The sequence below is a fragment of the Paraburkholderia sp. ZP32-5 genome (assembly GCF_021390495.1).
Classification (GTDB): Bacteria; Pseudomonadota; Gammaproteobacteria; order Burkholderiales; family Burkholderiaceae; genus Paraburkholderia.
On record NZ_JAJEJP010000002.1, the window covers coordinates 1,209,571 to 1,226,483 of the forward strand.

A 16,913-nucleotide genomic window follows, 5' to 3' on the forward strand; every position below is an offset into this window, starting at 1 on the left:
AGATCAGTACAATTCGTACAAACTGTACCGAACATGGAGCAGTACAGATGGCGAAAAGCGATCATGGCGGCAGCCGCGCCGCGACCTCGGGCACGCGCGTCGATCTCGTGATGGACAGTCTGCGCGAGCGCATCGCGAGCCGTTCGCTGATGCCGGGTGCGCGCGTGCCGTCGATTCGCGCGATGACCGACACGCTCGGCGTATCGAAATCGACCGTGGTGGAAGCATACGACCGTCTGGTCGCGCAAGGGGCGATCGTCGCGCGGCGCGGCTCCGGTTTCTTCGTGTCCGGACATGCGCCGCCGCTCGCGCTGGCCGATCTCGGGCCGCGGCTCGATCGCGAGGTCGATCCGCTGTGGCTTACGCGGCAGTCGCTGCAGGCGGCGTCGAAGGATCTGAAGCCGGGCTGCGGCTGGATGCCCGCTTCGTGGCTGCCGGAAGACGGCGTGCGCCGCGCGCTGCGGGCCGTGGCGCGCGATCCGCAGTCGCCGCTCGCCGATTATGCGAGCCCGGCGGGCTTGCCCGCGCTGCGTCAGCAACTGGCATGGCGGCTGTCGCAGCATGGCGTCGATGCGCCGCCCGAGCAGATCATGCTGACCGATGGCGGCACGCATGCGCTCGATCTGGTGTGCCGCTTCCTGCTCGAACCGGGCGACACCGTGTTGATCGACGATCCGTGTTACTTCAATTTCCAGGCGTTGCTGCGCGCGCACCGCGTGCGCATCGCGAGCGTGCCGTACACGCCGCAAGGGCCCGACCTCGCGGCGTTCGAGCGCGTATTGATCGAGCGCCGTCCGCGGCTTTATGTGACCAACTCGGCGATCCACAATCCGACCGGCGCGACGCTGGCGCCGGCCGTCGCGCACCGGTTGCTGAAGCTCGCGGGCGAGCATGATCTGCTGATCGTCGAGGACGATATCTTCGCGGACTTCGAGGACGAGGCCGCGCCGCGTCTCGCGGCCTTCGACGGGCTCGCGCGCGTGGTGTCGATCGGCAGCTTTTCGAAGACGCTATCGGCGGCGGTGCGCTGCGGCTATATCGCGGCGCGCGCTGAATGGATCGAGCCGCTGATCGATCTGAAACTCGCGACGTCGTTCGGCAACGGTCAGCTCACCGCGAGCGTCGTGCATCGGATGCTGATCGACGGCACCTATCGGCGCCATCTCGAAGCGATGCGCGCGAAGCTCGCCGACGCGATGGGCGAGACGGTCCGGCGCCTCGGCTATGCGGGTCTCGATATCTGGACGCTGCCGCGCGCGGGTCTGTTCGTGTGGGCGCGCCTGCCCGATGAGCTCGATGCCGCCGATATCGCGCGTCACGCGTTGAGCGCGGGCGTGGTGTTCGCGCCGGGCAACGTGTTCAGCGCGTCGCAGGCGGCCGCGGGTTTTCTGCGCTTTAACGTGTCGCAATGCAATCGGCCGAAGGTGTACGAGGCGCTGCAACGGGCGATGGATGCCGCCGCGGGCTCACGCGCGGTAATGCGCGAGCGCGTTTGAGCGCTCGCGTTGGTTCGTCATTGAGTTTGAGTCGGCGGCGGACCTTCCCCAGTGGTCCCGGCCATCGCGTGTCCGCCGTTCAGCCACGCGCTACTACTTGCACAGCAAAAGCATCCGCTCCTGCTCCGAGCAGGGCACGCGCGGCTTCGGCGCGGCTTGCGCGGTAGCCGCCGCGTTGATAGCCGCGCCACGATTTGCGATGCACGCACGCAGATGTTTTTCGACCGGGCCGTAGTACTTCCATCCGCGTACGAGCGTCGGCAGTTCGAGCTTCACCTGCTTCCATTTCGGATGACCGTGCTCCTGCAGATTGTCGAAGTTCGCGCACAGCGAGTCGGCGAAATGATTCAGATTGCTGACGGTATCGCGCAGACCGTAGTCGTAGGTGACCAGAAACGCCTTCACGGTCACCGCGGGCACGTCTTCCTTCAGCCAGCCTGGATAGCTGCTCTGACGGATCGTCGTCGGGAAGTAGGTCTGCTTCGCGCGCGTGGTTTCCGGCGCGTTGGGATCGGCGGGCAGCAATCGCAACTGTTGCAGCAGGTCGGGTTTCATACCGTTGAACAGATTCGCCGGCTGTCCGACCACGATAATTGCGACGTCGATCTTCTTCACGATCAGCGCGGCGAGTGCATCCTCGTTGCTCAGATGCACGACGTTCTGCTCGGGAATCGGCTGACCGAACATCAGGTGATAGAGCGTCGTCGCCGATTGCGCGGTGCCGCTGCCGAGCAGGCCGACGCTGATGGTCTTGTCCTTGATATCGGCAAGCGTTTTCAGCGGCGAATCCGCGCGGACGACAACGTTAATTTCCTCGTCATACAGCGGCATGATGAGCCGTAGCGGCCGGATCGTTGTACCTGCATCCGGATTGCCCGAGTTGGCCATGTCGACGAACGCCTGATACACGTCGGATTGCACGAGCGCGAGCTTCACGCCGGGCTCGAAGCGCATGCGCTGCACGTTTTCCGCCGATCCCTTCGAGGCAACGACTTCCAGATCGATGCCGACAGGCTGCGCGACCCATTTCGACAGGTCATTACCGAACTGGATATAGGTGCCGCGCTCGGGCCCCGTGACGATCTTGTAGTGCGCGGGTTCCGCACCACTCGCCAGCGAACATGCGATCAGCGCCGCCAGTCCCAGCCACCCCGCGAGAAGTCTCTTCAGCATGGTCTCTCTACCTATCGGTCAGGTTGATTACGCTTCGCGCGCGGTGCGCGAAAGCACCAGTGATCCGGCTGCGATGTCATTTCAATGCGCGGCGAGAGCCGAGTCCGTCTGTTTCCGCGCAGAAGACGCGCGAAAACGTGCGGGTCGGCACAGACAGCGGTGATTCGATCTGATAGCGACGGCAATTTTTCGCAAACCCGGCGGCGGGGTTTTTTGATGTGACGACGCCGGTGCCTTTGATTGAGCGTTCACGTATGCCGCGAGCAGTCGCGACGCTCGGCTGTGAGGCCCGGCTGTGAGGCTCGACTGTGATGCGTGGCTCTAAGCGCGCTCACGATGCGCGCGGCACCGCCACGTGTTGCTAACGCCGTCGCTGTCGCCGCGCGTCCGCTAGTTGCCCGCTTGCCGGTCCGCTTTGTCCGCTGCGTTTGTTGCGATTGCCTCGCTTGTCTCCGTTGTCTTCTCGTGTGTTCTCTCGTTTATCTATTTGCCCGCAGGCAGCGGCGGCTGCAACTGCGTTTGCGCGAGCGGCGCGCCTTGTCCGCTGCTGGTGGTCGTCGCGTGCTGATTCAGTGGTGCCCAACCGGTCTCGCGAATTACGCGTTCGAGGATGGTCTTCGCCGCGTCGTTGCCACTGTCGATCGCCAATGCTTCGTTCGCATGCTGGCGAGCGCATGGCCACGACTGCTGCGCGACACATGCCTGCGCTGCTTGCAATGCGCTATCGCGACGCTCGGTAATCGGCCGCAATTGCGCGGCCAGATCCTTTGCGTCGGCGTCGCCGGGCTGCAATGTTTGCGCGGCGGCGAGCGCGGCTTGCGCCTTCGACAGATCGTTGGCGCGGAACGCGAGCCGCGCGCTTTGCAATGCCTGCGTGGCATCGCGGAACTGCGGTGTGGATCTAGGTGCGGGTGTCGCGGCAATCGACGGTAGCGCTGCCGCCATCACCGGCGCGGGTGCGACGGACGCCACTGAAACCACGGGTGCGGGCTTTGCCGGCAGATCGGGCGCGGCGGGTAGGGGCGGCGTGACAGGTTTCGGCGTAACGGAAGCATGGGCCGCTTGGGCTTGCGCGTGCGCTTGAACTTGCGGTTGAGCCTGAGCAACCGCGGGCGCTGCTGTCGTCGCAGCCAACGGCGCTATCGTGCCCGTTGTCGTTCGGGCATCCCGACTGATCTGCTCGACACCCGTCTCTTCGGATTCTCCGCTGTCGCTGAATAGCGTGTAGCCGACATACGCCAGGCCTATTGCGACAAACACGCCGACGCCGCACAGAACACGCCAGATGGTGCGCGTGGTGTAGCGTCGCGCATACACCGTCTCCTCCAGCTGATCTAGCGGATCGGCTGTCTGTGGCACCGGCGCAACGAGCGCCGTGTTCCTGGCAGGTTCATCGTGAAGGAACTGCGACGCAGGCATCGCGCGAGCGGCGAGGGCGATTTCGTCGGGCATGTCCGGCGACTCCGCCGCGAAGCGGTGCAACGGCTTATGCATAGCACTGGCGCGGCTGCCGGGAACGGCCGTGCGTTTATGCGGAGTCGCTTCGAGCGGATGCGGGACGCCGCAATACGGGCAGTAATCGACCTGCCGGTACAGCGTGCCACCACAACGTTTGCAGGGCGTGGGAAAACTATGGCCGGTTGCTGTCTGGGTGGACATGGGATGGACCCACCTGTGGAAAACGATGCCATTGAAGGCATGCTCCGGATCGTGTTGAGGCAGGAGCCTTGTCCGCGGAAACACGATCCACATGCGCCGGAGTGTATCGGGGACGTAAGTCGCGCTTACGCTCGCCGAATTTCCAATATGTGGCGTTTCATAAGGAACGTCAATTAACGTTCATACCTGACAATGTGGGCTACCGCACATTCGCAGGTATGACGAAACATTGCACATGTGCAGATAACGAGTGTATGCGCGGATTTTTTTAGTGCGTTCGTGAGCCAGCGCTGCGTCGAACGCGCGTGAATCAGACACTCGTCATCATTGCTTGCGCAGCGGGTGATCCTTCAGCAACCACGCGAGCGCGAATGCAAACACCACGACACAGGCGGCCGATAGATACACGGTATGCAGCGCACCCGCGAACGCATGCAGATAGTCGTTGCGCAATGCTTCGGGTAGCTGATGGATCGCGGCGGGTCCCAACGCATGCGGCAGTTCGGTATCGGGTGGAATCAGTCTTTCGAGGCGCGACGCGAGTCCGTTCGAGAACACCGCGCCGAAACTGGCCACGCCGATCGAACCGCCGATCGAGCGGAACAGTGTGACGCCCGACGTCGCCACGCCCATATGCTTGAATTCGACGGTGTTCTGCACTGCGAGAACCAGCACCTGCATCACCATGCCGAGACCGCAGCCGAGCAGGCCGACGTACAGGTACATCACATGAATCGGCGTGTCGATCTGCAGGCGCGCGAGCAGCACCATCGCGATCGATACGAGCAGCGTGCCGATGATCGGGAATATCCGGTACTTGCCGATCTTGCTGATGATGCGTCCGGTCACCATCGACATGATGAACAGGCCGCCCATCATCGGCAGCATCTGCATACCGGCTTCCGACGGCGTGGAGCCCTTCACGACCTGCAGATAAAGCGGCAGAAACGTGACCGAGCCGAATAGCGATACGCCAATGATGAAGCTGATCAGACTACCGAGCAAAAACGTAGGCTGCCTGAACAGTTCGAGCGGCATGATCGGTTCGACCGCGCTGCGCTCCTCGTGAATGAAGCCCCAGATCGATACGAGCCCCATGCCGAGCGTGAACCACAGTTGCGGCGACGTCCACGGCAGAATCGTGCCGCCCTGACTCGTGAACAGGATGATGCAGGTCAGCGCGCCGGCGAGAAACGCGGCGCCCATGTAGTCGATCGTGTGCTTCACGTGATGCACGCGCGGCTTGAAAACCGCGCCGATCACGATCAGCGACACGATACCGAGCGGCAGGTTGATATAGAAAATCCAGCGCCACGTCAGATGTTCGACCAGAAAGCCGCCGAGCAGCGGACCGATCACCGTCGCGAGACCGAACACGCCGCCGAACACGCCCTGATAGCGGCCGCGCTCGGCCGGCGGAATCACATCGGCAATTGCAGCCATCGTGACGACGAGCAGGCCGCCGCCACCGAGCCCTTGCAGCGCGCGCAGCACGATCAGTTGACCCATGTTCTGCGCAATGCCGCACAGCGCCGAGCCGACGAGGAACACGACGATCGCGGTCTGCAACACGATCTTGCGGCCGAACAGATCGCCGAATTTGCCATATAGCGGCACGACGATGGTCGAGCTGAGCAGGTAAGCGGTGACGACCCACGACAGATTGTTGAGTCCGCCGAGTTCGCCGACGATGGTAGGCAGCGCGGTCGAGACGATCGTCTGATCGAGCGCCGCGAGCAGCATGACCAGCAGCAGCGCTGGAAACAGCAGCCGGATCGGCGGATGGTCGGTAGCAGGCGAGGCCGGCCGCGAATCCGGTTGGGCGGCGTCGACGGGCGAGGTCGTGACGGGGTGTTCCATGATGGCGATGCGTTGAAATTAATTAACTTGGCGATTAATATATGCGACATCGCTTTCCCAGTCAAATTCAATGCAATGGCAAGGATTCAGTCAGACGACTCCGCGGTCGATTCCGCGACGAAACCCGTGGCAAAGCGGGGCGTAGGCACCACGCAGCGCGCGCGAGCCAAAGCGAAAGAGCCCGCGGCGTCGAAGCGCGTGGTCAGCGCAACACAAGCCGATACCGACGCGGCGAGTGCTGTTTCCGCTGCGGCGGCGGTCCGCCGTCCAGGCCGGCCGACCGGTGCCGCGCGCGGTCCCGAGCAGCGCGCCCGCTTGCTCGACGCCGCGCTGACGCTGTTCGCAAAACAGGGCATCGTCGATACGTCGCTGGGCGAGATTGCCCGTGAAGCGGGTTTCACGCCTGCGATGATGCATTACTACTTCAAGACCCGCGATCAACTGCTCGACGTGCTGATCGATGAGCGTTTCACGCCGTTGCGCACGAGCCTCGGGCTGCCGTTTCAGGAGAATCCCGATGATCCGGTCGCGGCCATCACGCAACTGGCGCAGCGGCTCGTACAGGTGGCGAGCGATAACCCGTGGTTCGCGCCGTTATGGGTACGCGAAGTGATGAGCGATAGCGGGCTGTTGCGTCAGCGCATGCACGAGCGATTCGGCTACGCGCACCAGAAGGCGTCGCTGTCGGCGATCGAGCGCTGGCAGAAGGAAGGCCGCCTGAACCCATCGCTCGAACCCGCGCTCGTGTTCGTCACGGTGCTTGGTATGACGATCTTGCCGCTCGCGGCGTCGAAGCTGTGGTGCAACGATCCCGTGCGGCGCAACTTCGGTGGTGACGAGATCGCGCGGCACGCCGTTGCGTTGCTGGTGCAGGGAATCGGCGCCAAGGAGAAGGGCAGCGCCTGACGCGCTGCGCGTGTCCGACGAAATTCGCGGGGTGCCGATGTGGCTTAAACCTGCCTCTGCTTCTTCCACTCGTCAAACGCGGCCTTCGTTGCGTCGTTCGGCGGGTAAGTGCCCGGCAGCGCGGCGCCGTCGCGAATCCGCTCGGTCAGAAACTCCTCCATCTGTTCCTGCTCGGCGGCCGCTTGCGCGACGTCGTCGACCATCTTCAGCGGAATCACGACGACGCCATCCACATCGCCGACGATCACGTCGCCGGGAAACACCGCGACGCCGCCGCAGCCGATCGGCACATTGATATCGACCGCGTGATGGCGGATCAGATTGGGCGGCGCGCTCGCGCCCGCGCAGAACACCGGCATGTCGAGCGCGGCGATCGTCGCACTATCGCGCACCGGACCGTCGGACACCATTCCCGCGACACCACGCACTTGCAGACGCAACGAAAGAATCGAACCGAACGACGCGCTGCCGCGTTCGCCCCGGCAGTCCTGCACGAGCACATGGCCGGGTGGAATCGTCTCGACGCATTTGCGTTGCGCGTACTCGGGGTCCGCGAACAGTTCGAGTACGTCGATGTCTTCGCGCGACGGGATGTTGCGCAGCGTGAATGCCGGCCCGACCAGGTTCGCGTCGTGGCGCGGGGCGAGCGGCGCGACGCCCTGCATGAAGGTATTGCGTAGACCGCGCTTGAACAATTGTGTGGTCAGCGTGGCGGTGCTGACGTGACGGAGGATCTCGAGCGTCGTGGCGGACAACGTGATTGGGGTGGCGCACATGGTGTCGGTTGATGTCGGATGGTCGAAGGTTCAGGGTGCTGGGTACCCGCGATGATAGCGCCGCCCGCGCAACGCATTTGCAATCCATCGGCAAGCTCTCTGTAGCGTACTGTTCGCTCGTCGCGAAGCATCGTGCCACGGCACGCGACGTGCTATCACAGGAGTGGATTTGATGCCGCGCTGCATGCACTGATGCGCGCACATCACGCAAACGGATACGAGGGACGGAAACGATGCCGGGCAGAGAACGCCGTGCGAATGGGGTTGGCACGGACCGCGCCGGCGCATCGGGTGCCGGCAGTCGGCCGAGTCGCGGAATCGGGGCAACATGGGTACACGAATCGCGACACACGCAGGCGGCCGTTTTTTCATCGGCGTGCAATTTTGGCGCGTTACCGTGCGCACGCGTTGTACTCGGGAAAGTTGTGGCGGCGATGTTTTACAATCGCGGACCTGTCTGCAACTCGGCGCGCGAAATCGAGTCGGAACCATGGACAGCAACATCTTCGCCGCGCGGATCGGCGGCAAGCAGCAGAGCGAAGTAACGGCCAGTTCAGATGGCCTAACCGGTTTTCCAGAGCAACAACAGACAATGAACGCAGCAATGAGGCTCGATCAGGTAACGATCGTGCTGGTGGAAGACGACCCGGACAGCCGGGAGTCGCTGACCTTGCTACTCGAGGCAGAAGGCGCGCAGGTTTGCGCGGTGGCGGATGCGGAAGAAGGCGTCGAAGCGGCGATGCGGTTGTTGCCCGACGCCGTGGTCTGCGATCTCGACCTGCCGGCGATGGACGGTTTCTACCTGATCCAGCGGTTGCGCGATCACGAGATTTGCGGCGGTCATTCGCCCGCGGTGGCGGTGGCGCTCACCGGCCATACCGACGACGCGTACCGTCTGCGCAGCATCGGCGAAGGCTTCCAGTTTTTTATGACCAAACCCGCGTTGCCCGACGATCTCGTGACCCTGCTGCACGACGCGATCGACGCGCGCGCGGCGGGTTGATCCAGGCTTCCGATCGTCACGATACGGACATCGGCGGATATCGGCGCCACCCCGCGGCGGGTGGCGGCATGTGCCGTTATTTATTTCGCCTGATTCGTTTCGCCTGATTCGTCTACTTGGTCTACTTCGCGGCGGCAGCCGGCGCTGCGCTCTTGACGTCCGCCGCTTCGGCCGCCTGACAGGCTGAACACAAGCCCTTCAATTCGATTTCGTCGCTTGCGAGGCGGTAGCCCGCGTCTTCGATCTGCACGACGAGCGCCTGGCGCAGTTTCGGCTGGTGCAGTTCGGTGACCGTGCCGCATTGCTGACACACAACCAGGATGCCGTGCTGACATTGGGTCAGATCGTGGCACACGGTGAATGCATTGATCGATTCGATCCGATGTACGAGCCCGGCTGACAACAGAAAGTCGAGGGCGCGGTAGACAGTGGGTGGCGCGGATCCGGGGTGGATGTGGCGCATTTCGTCGAGCAATGAATACGCCTTGGTCGCGCGCCCGGAATTCAGCAGCAGTTCGAGCACTTTGCGCCGGATCGGCGTGAGTTTTTCGCCGCGTTCGCGGCAATATTCGTCGGCGAGAGCGAGCGCGGCTTCCTGGGATGCACCGTGCGAATGCGCGGGGTCCCGCGTGCCGTGATGCTGATGAGCGTCGTGGGCATCGGCGGAATGGGCGGGAGTGGCCGGACGGCCGGTCGCGGCGGATTTGGCGGGCTTGGCGGTCTTCATGCGTCGATTATAGAGGCCCGAGCGCGGCGCCGCCGCTGCCGGGTTGGGTTGCCTGGCGGTGTTGCCAAGGTTTGGAAGCCCGAGTCGATAGTGGCGTCACGCATGGGCAGCGGGTGGCGGCCAGCCGCTGACCGGCGGCCATCCGCATCAGCACGAGCGCAGGCACTGCCGCGCCGTCCAGCGGATAGCCGGCGCGGCAAGCGGAACGGCCGACCACGCCATCAACCAGGCCACCAACACAGCCGCCAGCCAGCCACCATCACGTCAACGGAAAATCCACATACTTCTTGAACCCCGAGCGCGTCGCGATCCGCGAATACCAGCGCTCCAGATTCGGCAGCGGCGGGCGCTCGACGCCGTTGAGCCCAAACCAGCGCTTCGCATACGAGCCGATCACGATATCGGCAAGCGAAAACTTCTCGCCTTCGAGAAAGAAGCGTCCTTGCAGATGCGTATCGAGCAGACGCCACAGCACGGTGACCGCGGCGATATCGGTGGCGAGCTTCGCCGCGTTGCGCTCGGCTTCGGGCGCGCGCACGAGCGTCCAGAACACCGGCCGCTCGGCCGGCTGCAGCGTCGACAGCGACCAGTCCAGCCAGCGGTTGATGCTCGCGCGCAGTTTCGGCTCGTCCGGATACAGCAGGCTCGATTCGCCGTATTGCATCGCGAGGTAACGCAGGATCGAGTTGGATTCCCACAGCACGAAGTCGTCGTCGACCAGCGTCGGCACCTTGCCGGTCGGGTTCATCGCGAGGTATTCGGGGTCGTTGTTGCGGCCGAATTGCAGGCCGGCGTCGATGCGCTCGAATGGCAGCACGAGTTCGTCGCAGCACCACAAGATTTTCTGGACGTTGACCGAATTGGCGCGTCCCCAGATCGTAATCATCCGGTAAATTCCCTTCCCTTACGGTTTGGCAAGCCGCGCCCGGCGCGCGGCGTTCAGCCAGTAACGATACACGATGCACGTCGCGTTGCGCGTCATGCCATCCATGCGGGCCGCCGCGGAACCGCACGCGCCGGGGTTTTCGACGCCCCGGCGCCCCGACGCCCCGGCGTAATACGCGCTTGCGTACAATGACCGCACCCTGAATTTGCGCGGCTGGTTCGCGCATCTGAACTACGCATCCCAACCCGTTGAGGCACCGCATGGCCCGCATTGTTCCCGACGACTGGAAAAGCCTCGAAGCGGCCGGCGCGGCGGCGCGCGAACGTGAAACGCTGGCGCTGCTGGAAAAGGCGCTGCCCGCCGACTACACGGTCTACCACGGTGTGCACTGGACCCGCCTGAACCAGAATTTCTCGGTGTTCGGCGAGGCCGATTTCGTGATCGTGAGCCCGGCGGGGCGCGTAATGATCATCGAGCAGAAAACCGGCTTTCTGCGCGAAACGCCGAAGGGGCTCGTCAAGGTCTATCTGCAAACGGAACGTAATGTCGCTATCGCGCTCGCTCATACGATCGAGGGGCTGCACCGGCGTTTTACCGCGGCATTCGGCGCGGGCACGTATTTCATCGAGGAGTTGCTGTACTGCCCGGATCACATCGTCAAGGACGCGGCGATCGCCGGCGTGAATCCCGCGCGCATCGTCGATGCGACGCGGCGCGACCAGCTCGCGGCCGTGATCCGCGACGCACTGCCGGCCGACGAGCTGCGCCTCGCGTGCGCATCGAAGATCCATCACTTTCTCGCCGACGAACTCGCGCTGGCGCCCGACACGAGCGCGCTCGTTGGTCAGGCCGGCACGCTTGTCACGCGTCTTTCCGGCGGACTCGCGAGCTGGGCGCGGCGGCTCGAATTCGCGCCGTTCCGCCTGCGCGTGATCGGCACCGCCGGCTCCGGCAAGACGCAGCTCGCGGTGCAGGTGATGAAGGACGCGGTCGCGCGCGGCGCGCGACCGTTGTACGTGTGCTTCAACCGGCCGCTCGCCGACCATATCGCGCGAGTCGCGCCGCCGGAGGCCAAGGTCGCGAATTACCACCAGTTGTGCGACTGGATAGCGCGCGACGCGGGCCGCGCGCCCGACTTCCAGTCCGCGCAGGTATTCGAGCAACTCGAAACCCTGTTCGTCGAGACCCCGATCAAACCGCACTGGCAATTCGACGTATTGATCGTCGACGAAGGGCAGGACTTCCAGCAGCCGTGGGTCGCCGCGCTCGAACGGCTGCTGCGACCCGAAGGCGCGTGGTGGTGGCTCGAGGATCCACTGCAGAACCTGTATATGCGCGAGCCGGTCGCGTTGCCGGGCTGGACCACGTTGAAGGAAACCACCAACTACCGCAGCCCGCGCGACATTCTCGACTATCTGCGCGACGTGCTCGGCGGCCCGGTGCCGCTTGCCGCGGCGCTCGCGTCGGGCAGCCCGTTCGACGGCTCCGAGATTTCCTCGTCGATCTACGATGAAACGCAGGGGCCCGAAAGCACCATCGACGCAACCAAGCGCGCGATCACCCAGGCGCTGTCACTCGGCTTTCGCAAGCAGGACATCGCAGTGCTGTCGTTTCGCGGCCGCGAAGGCTCGGCGATGAGCGCGCTCGATCATCTCGGGCCGCATCGGCTGCGCAGCTTTACCGGCAAATACGATCTGTTCGGCAACCCCGAATATCGCGAAGGCGACGTGCTGTTCGAGTCGATCTATCGCTTCAAGGGACAGGCGGCGCCGTGCGTGATCTTCACCGAAATCGACTTCGAGTCGTTCGACGAGCGCAGTGCGCGCAAGCTGTTCGTCGGCGCGACGCGCGCGACGATGAAGCTGATCGTCGTCGCGTCACAGCGCGCCGCGCTGCATTTGCGGTTGCGTGACGTCAAGGACCGGTAGCGTCAGTTCCACGCCCGCGCGCCCACCAGCATGCCGGTGCGCGTCGCCGCGTCCCACCAGATCACGCGTAACAGCGGCGCCTGCTGCGCGATCAGCAGCGCCTGCGCCGGATCGCTTTCGACGAAATGCGTGACACCGCCGCGCAACGCCGCGCCGGCCTTGTGCGCGGCGGCGCCGGCGGGGCTGTCGTCGTGTGTGCCGGGCGCGCGCATCACCAGTTGCATATGACCGAAGCCGTGGCGCGCAAGCCAGGCTTCGGTGCGCACGCGATCGATCTCCGGGCGGCCGGTGATGATCGTGCGTACGCGCTGCAAGTCGATGCCGGGCAGTACCTCGAACGGCAGCAGCGCGTCGCGCTCGGCGAGCGCGGCGTCGAGATCCGCGTCGTAGCGCGCGAGCGGCACGTCGGGCAGCAGGATGCCGTCGAGATCGATTGCATAGGTCGCGTATTCGTGGTCGTCGGCCATCGCCGGCGCGGCGCCGGCTTCGACGCGCGCCCAGTCGTCGCGATAGCGTTCGGTGTACGCCTGGCGCTCCCACGGAAACAGCGCGAAGTAGCCGCGTGCGTCGATCGCGTAGTCCGGCTGCGTGCGGCTCAGATCGTCGACGGCGCCGGTCAGCGTTCTGACTTCGAGCCCTTGCCCGCGCAGGAACGCGATGCAGTCGACCAGCGTAAAGCCGCGTCCGGCGATGTCCTCGCATAGCAGCACTTTCGATCCCGCCGGCGGAGCCGGCAGCGTCGAATCCCACGCAACCGTGCGCGAGGCGCGGTCGTAGCGCAGAAACGCGACCGGCGTGCCGACCGCGTGCGACACCATCAGCGCGAGCGGCGCGCCGCCGCGCAGGATGCCGAGCGCCATCGTGAAACGCTCGGCGAGCAACGCGGGTTGCAGCGATTCGATCCAGTGATCGAGCTGTTCGTACGTCAGGGGCAGAACCGGCTTGTTCATGACTGTTCAGACGCGAGGGGCGCGTGGACGGAAGTGTCCGCGAGGGCGCGGGGCAATGGCATGGCAACGGCGTGGCAATCGGTAATCAGGCGGCCGATGCATCGGCGCCACGTTGCGGAGCCCCGCTTTTGAGACATTGGATTTTGGCGATATTATGCATGCGGGTCAAAGATAGCGTGTCGGGGTGGCACGCGTTTGACCGCGCCGGTCTCGCGGCACAACGGAAAACGGATAAGAAAATAAATGGCCAACGTGATTGCAACGCTGCGTGGTGGTTCCGGCGTCGCCGGTCGGATGCGCTGGATGACGAGTCTGCTGCTCGCGCTGGCCGTCTGTTTTGCGCAGGCGCAGCCGGCGGCCCACGCGGTGCCGCCGCTGACGCTCGACGTGCTGGGCAAGATCGCCAACACGAACGACCCGCAGCACCGCGTCTACCATTTCAGCGAGGCGCAACTGCTTGCACTGCCGGTCCACTCGATTACGACCGCCACCACGTGGACACCGCGCTCCACCTTCACGGGGCCGCTGCTCGGCGATATTCTGAAGACGGTCGGCGCGTACGGCACCGAAATCGAATTCCATACCTTCGACGATTACTCGTACACCGTACCGGTGTCGGACAGCGATCGCTACGGCGTGATCGTCGCGTACAGCATGAATGGCGAGCGCCTGAAGCTCAGCGACTTCGGACCGCTGTTTCTCATCTATCCGCGCGACGCGTTTCCCGATGAACTGACGGGCGCGGTTGGCGACTCGAAATTCGTATGGCAGATCAAGGCCCTCATCGTCCGATAGTGCGCCGTCCATGGCGCCGCGTGCTGCATGTGCTGATCTGGCTGACTGCGCTCGCGGCGCCGGCCGGCGCGATCGGCTACCTGCTGTACGCGAATCTGCTGAACCCGCGCGCCACCGAGCAACTGACCGGCACTTACGACGGCTTCTACTGGGACGCCGCGCAGTTGCAGATCGCGTACGCCCGCTTCGAGAACCAGCTGCTGCAGTATCAGTCCGGCGCCGATAACGATTATCAGCGGCTGCTGCTGCGCTTCCAACTGCTGCAATCGAAACTGCACGTGATGGCCGGCTCGACGCATCGACTTTCCGCGCAGCTCGCGCTGCTGCAGCGGCAGCTCGACGAGATCCGCTCGCTGGATCATCTGCTCGACGATATCCAGCCCGAGATCGATGCGTTGCCGGCGGATCGAACCCGCGGCGGCCAGATCGTTGCGCAGATGCGCGAGCACTGGGCGGAGGTCAACGATCTCGCGCTGTCGCGCCGGTTCGCCGACGTCGCCGATCGCGAAGCGATGAACCGCGATTTCATCGACAAACGCCGCATGCTGTTCGCGGGCGGGCTGTTGCTGCTGCTGTTATCGGCGGCGGCGACGCTGCTACTCGTGCTGAACGGCCGGCGCCGCACGCGGCTCATGCATCAGCAGCGCGCGGCGCTCGACGCCGAGCATCAGGCGAGCCGCGCGGCGCGCGAGGCGAGTCTCGCGAAGGACGCGTTTCTCGGCATGATCGGCCACGAACTGCGCACGCCGTTGCACGCGATCGTGTCGTCGGTGGAATTGCTGGGCTTTAACTATCACTCCGAGGCCGACCGCAAGGTGATCCAGCGGCTGGAAACCGCCGCGCGTCATCTCGAAGCGCAGATGAAGGACCTGACCGACTACGCGCGCCTCGGCGCGGGCAAGCTCGAACTGCGTCACGAGCATTTCGAGCCGCGCGAACTGCTGGCGTCGATCGTCGACGAGCACACGATGTCCGCCGGCGCGCGCGGGCTCAAGCTCGAAAGCGAGGCGAGCGGCGTCAGCGGGCTCGTCGAGTCGGACCCGCACCGGATCCGGCAGATCGTCAACAACCTCGTCACCAACGCGATCCGCTATACCGAAACCGGCACCGTGCGGGTCGAGCTGCGGCAGCAGCCGGCGCTGCTGATCTTCGTCGTCAGCGATACGGGGCCGGGCGTGCCGCATGCGCAGATTCCGCTGATCTTCGAGGAGTTCACGCAGCTCGACGCGTCGCGCACGCGCCGTTTCGAAGGCGCGGGGATGGGGCTCACGATCGTGCAGGGGCTCGTCAAACTGTTTGGCGGCACGGTCGATGTCGCCAGCACGGTCGGCAAGGGCACCACCTTCACGGTGACCATTCCGGTCGTGCCGGTGGCGACCGTCGAGCCGCCCGACGTCGCCGCGCAGGCGGAGCCGGGCGGCGCGCGGCCGGCCGTGCTGATCGTCGACGACAACCGGCTGATTCGCGAGTCGCTCAGCGAAATGGTCGAGCATATGGATTTCGACGCGTACGCGCTCGGCAATGCCGACGACGCGCTCGCATGGCTCGATACGCATCGCTGCGACGTGGTGCTGTTGGATCTGCATATGCCGGAGCGCGACGGCTATACGTTTCTCGCCGACTTCGCGATGCGCGGCGGGCCGTCGGCGGGAGTGCCGGTGATCGTGGTCAGCGCGTATGCACCGGAGGTCGTGCAGGAGGGAGAGAGCGGCACGACGCCGTTTTTCGAGGCGTTATTGAAGCCGGTACATTACGAGGATCTGAAGAACGCGCTGCAGCGCGCGTTGGCGGCGCGGCATCAGGCGGGTTGACAGCGCTTCAGGGCCGCGATGCATTAAAGCCGATGCATCAAGGCCGATGCATCAAGGACGATTCAACCGCTTCGACAGATCGGCGACCAGAATCGCCATGCGCGCGGGCTTCTCATAGCACGCGACGTTGTAATCGCGGATCACCTGGCTGATCTCCGATTCGCTGGCCTTGCCGGTCATCAGCTCGCCGGTCAGCACGAAGATCGGCGCATCCGGGTTCTCCGACGCGCGCACCGCGCGAATCGCGGCCGCCGACGTCTGCGCGCCGAACAACCAGTCGATGATCACGCCGTCGAACACCTGGGACTGCAACTGTTCGCTGAAGGCCGTGAGCCCGTAGATCGCCACCGCCGCGAAGCCGCTGCGCTCCAGGTAGTCGCGCAGGTTGTCGGCGCTCGCCTGATCGTCGTCGACGACCGCGATGGTCGGTTTGTCGGTCTCGGCGCGGCGCGGATAGATTTCGATCTTGTGGACCTCGTACGCGCTCTGATACAGCGCGCCGTCGTGGCGCGCGACGCGCCACTGACCGAGCCGCGAATACGCGATGAATTCCGGGCGACTGCCCGCTTCGAGCGCGGCGCCGACCCACGCGGTGCAGGCGATTTCGGTTGCACCGATGCAGAACACCGCTTCCTGGGCAATCGCGCCGACCACGCCCGGATCGAGCGATTGCGCGCCGAACAGTTGCGCCGCCGGCTCGTCGAACACCTCGGCGACTTTCTTGATCTGCGACAGGGTCCACGGACTATTTCCGCGCAGCTTGCGATGCCCCTGAGAAAAACTCAGGTCGAGGATGCGGCACAGCTCCGTGGTTTGCTGGCGTTTGCCGATTCCATGCCGGCTCATCAACTCGCGCACGCGCTCGGCAACCGCGATGGAGTCTGGTGAGTGTGTTTCGTTGGCCATACTGCTTGAAAATCCGCCGTCTTTTAAGGAGTACAGG

At 64.5% G+C, this 16,913-nt stretch carries 14 protein-coding genes; 6 read left to right on the plus strand and 8 right to left on the minus strand.

The genetic code is table 11. The annotated features are described in order from the left end of the window. The first annotated feature begins 47 nt into the window (after window positions 1-47). A complete protein-coding gene (locus L0U82_RS24175) occupies window positions 48-1,496 on the plus strand; it encodes an aminotransferase-like domain-containing protein (protein WP_233835211.1) in 1,449 nt (482 codons plus the stop codon). A gap of 93 nt (window positions 1,497-1,589) precedes the next feature. Here the strand turns inward: L0U82_RS24175 and L0U82_RS24180 are convergent, their stop codons facing one another. From L0U82_RS24180 to L0U82_RS24190, 3 genes are all read right to left on the minus strand, one after another. Then, window positions 1,590-2,669 carry a TAXI family TRAP transporter solute-binding subunit gene (locus tag L0U82_RS24180; RefSeq protein WP_233835212.1) on the minus strand — a complete coding sequence of 360 codons (1,080 nt, stop codon included), beginning with the start codon at window positions 2,667-2,669 and terminating at the stop codon, window positions 1,590-1,592. 483 nt (window positions 2,670-3,152) lie between these two features. Continuing rightward, window positions 3,153-4,328 (minus strand): hypothetical protein, encoded by a 1,176-nt coding sequence (locus L0U82_RS24185; RefSeq protein WP_233835213.1) that lies wholly within the window; start codon window positions 4,326-4,328, stop codon window positions 3,153-3,155. 324 nt (window positions 4,329-4,652) lie between these two features. Then, window positions 4,653-6,188 carry an MDR family MFS transporter gene (locus L0U82_RS24190; protein ID WP_233835214.1) on the minus strand — a complete coding sequence of 512 codons (1,536 nt, stop codon included), beginning with the start codon at window positions 6,186-6,188 and terminating at the stop codon, window positions 4,653-4,655. A 75-nt stretch (window positions 6,189-6,263) separates the two neighbouring features. On the opposite strand from L0U82_RS24190, the gene L0U82_RS24195 reads away from it, so the two are divergent. Next, a complete protein-coding gene (locus L0U82_RS24195) occupies window positions 6,264-7,094 on the plus strand; it encodes a TetR/AcrR family transcriptional regulator (RefSeq protein ID WP_233835215.1) in 831 nt (276 codons plus the stop codon). 44 nt (window positions 7,095-7,138) lie between these two features. Here L0U82_RS24195 and L0U82_RS24200 read toward each other — a convergent pair whose 3' ends face one another. Beyond that, on the minus strand, window positions 7,139-7,870 hold the full coding sequence (locus tag L0U82_RS24200) for a ribonuclease activity regulator RraA (RefSeq protein WP_233835217.1): 732 nt from the start codon (window positions 7,868-7,870) through the stop codon (window positions 7,139-7,141). Window positions 7,871-8,360: 490 nt separating this feature from the next. Here L0U82_RS24200 and L0U82_RS24205 point away from each other — a divergent pair, with 490 nt between their 5' ends. Next, a complete protein-coding gene (locus L0U82_RS24205; RefSeq protein ID WP_233837473.1) occupies window positions 8,361-8,873 on the plus strand; it encodes a response regulator in 513 nt (170 codons plus the stop codon). Window positions 8,874-8,994: 121 nt separating this feature from the next. Here the strand turns inward: L0U82_RS24205 and L0U82_RS24210 are convergent, their stop codons facing one another. Together L0U82_RS24210 and L0U82_RS24215 are read right to left on the minus strand one after the other, a co-directional pair. After that, a complete protein-coding gene (locus L0U82_RS24210) occupies window positions 8,995-9,600 on the minus strand; it encodes a Fur family transcriptional regulator (protein WP_233835218.1) in 606 nt (201 codons plus the stop codon). A gap of 259 nt (window positions 9,601-9,859) precedes the next feature. Further along, window positions 9,860-10,486 carry a glutathione S-transferase family protein gene (locus tag L0U82_RS24215; RefSeq protein ID WP_233835219.1) on the minus strand — a complete coding sequence of 209 codons (627 nt, stop codon included), beginning with the start codon at window positions 10,484-10,486 and terminating at the stop codon, window positions 9,860-9,862. Window positions 10,487-10,746: 260 nt separating this feature from the next. Between L0U82_RS24215 and L0U82_RS24220 the strand changes: the two genes are divergently transcribed. Beyond that, window positions 10,747-12,414, plus strand: a complete 1,668-nt coding sequence (locus L0U82_RS24220; RefSeq protein ID WP_233835220.1) for an ATP-binding domain-containing protein — start codon at window positions 10,747-10,749, stop codon at window positions 12,412-12,414. A 2-nt stretch (window positions 12,415-12,416) separates the two neighbouring features. Here the strand turns inward: L0U82_RS24220 and L0U82_RS24225 are convergent, their stop codons facing one another. Then, a complete protein-coding gene (locus L0U82_RS24225) occupies window positions 12,417-13,364 on the minus strand; it encodes a phosphoribosyltransferase (RefSeq protein WP_233835221.1) in 948 nt (315 codons plus the stop codon). 243 nt (window positions 13,365-13,607) lie between these two features. Between L0U82_RS24225 and L0U82_RS24230 the strand changes: the two genes are divergently transcribed. After that, entirely contained in the window at window positions 13,608-14,159 is a 552-nt protein-coding gene (locus L0U82_RS24230; RefSeq protein ID WP_233835222.1) for a molybdopterin-dependent oxidoreductase, read from the plus strand. After that, window positions 14,129-15,970 (plus strand): ATP-binding response regulator, encoded by a 1,842-nt coding sequence (locus tag L0U82_RS24235; RefSeq protein WP_233835223.1) that lies wholly within the window; start codon window positions 14,129-14,131, stop codon window positions 15,968-15,970. Before L0U82_RS24230 ends, L0U82_RS24235 begins: the two co-directional genes overlap by 31 nt. Before the next feature lie 51 nt (window positions 15,971-16,021). Here the strand turns inward: L0U82_RS24235 and L0U82_RS24240 are convergent, their stop codons facing one another. Beyond that, window positions 16,022-16,876, minus strand: coding sequence for a helix-turn-helix domain-containing protein (locus L0U82_RS24240; protein ID WP_233835224.1), 855 nt, complete (start codon window positions 16,874-16,876; stop codon window positions 16,022-16,024). Window positions 16,877-16,913: the final 37 nt, after the last annotated feature.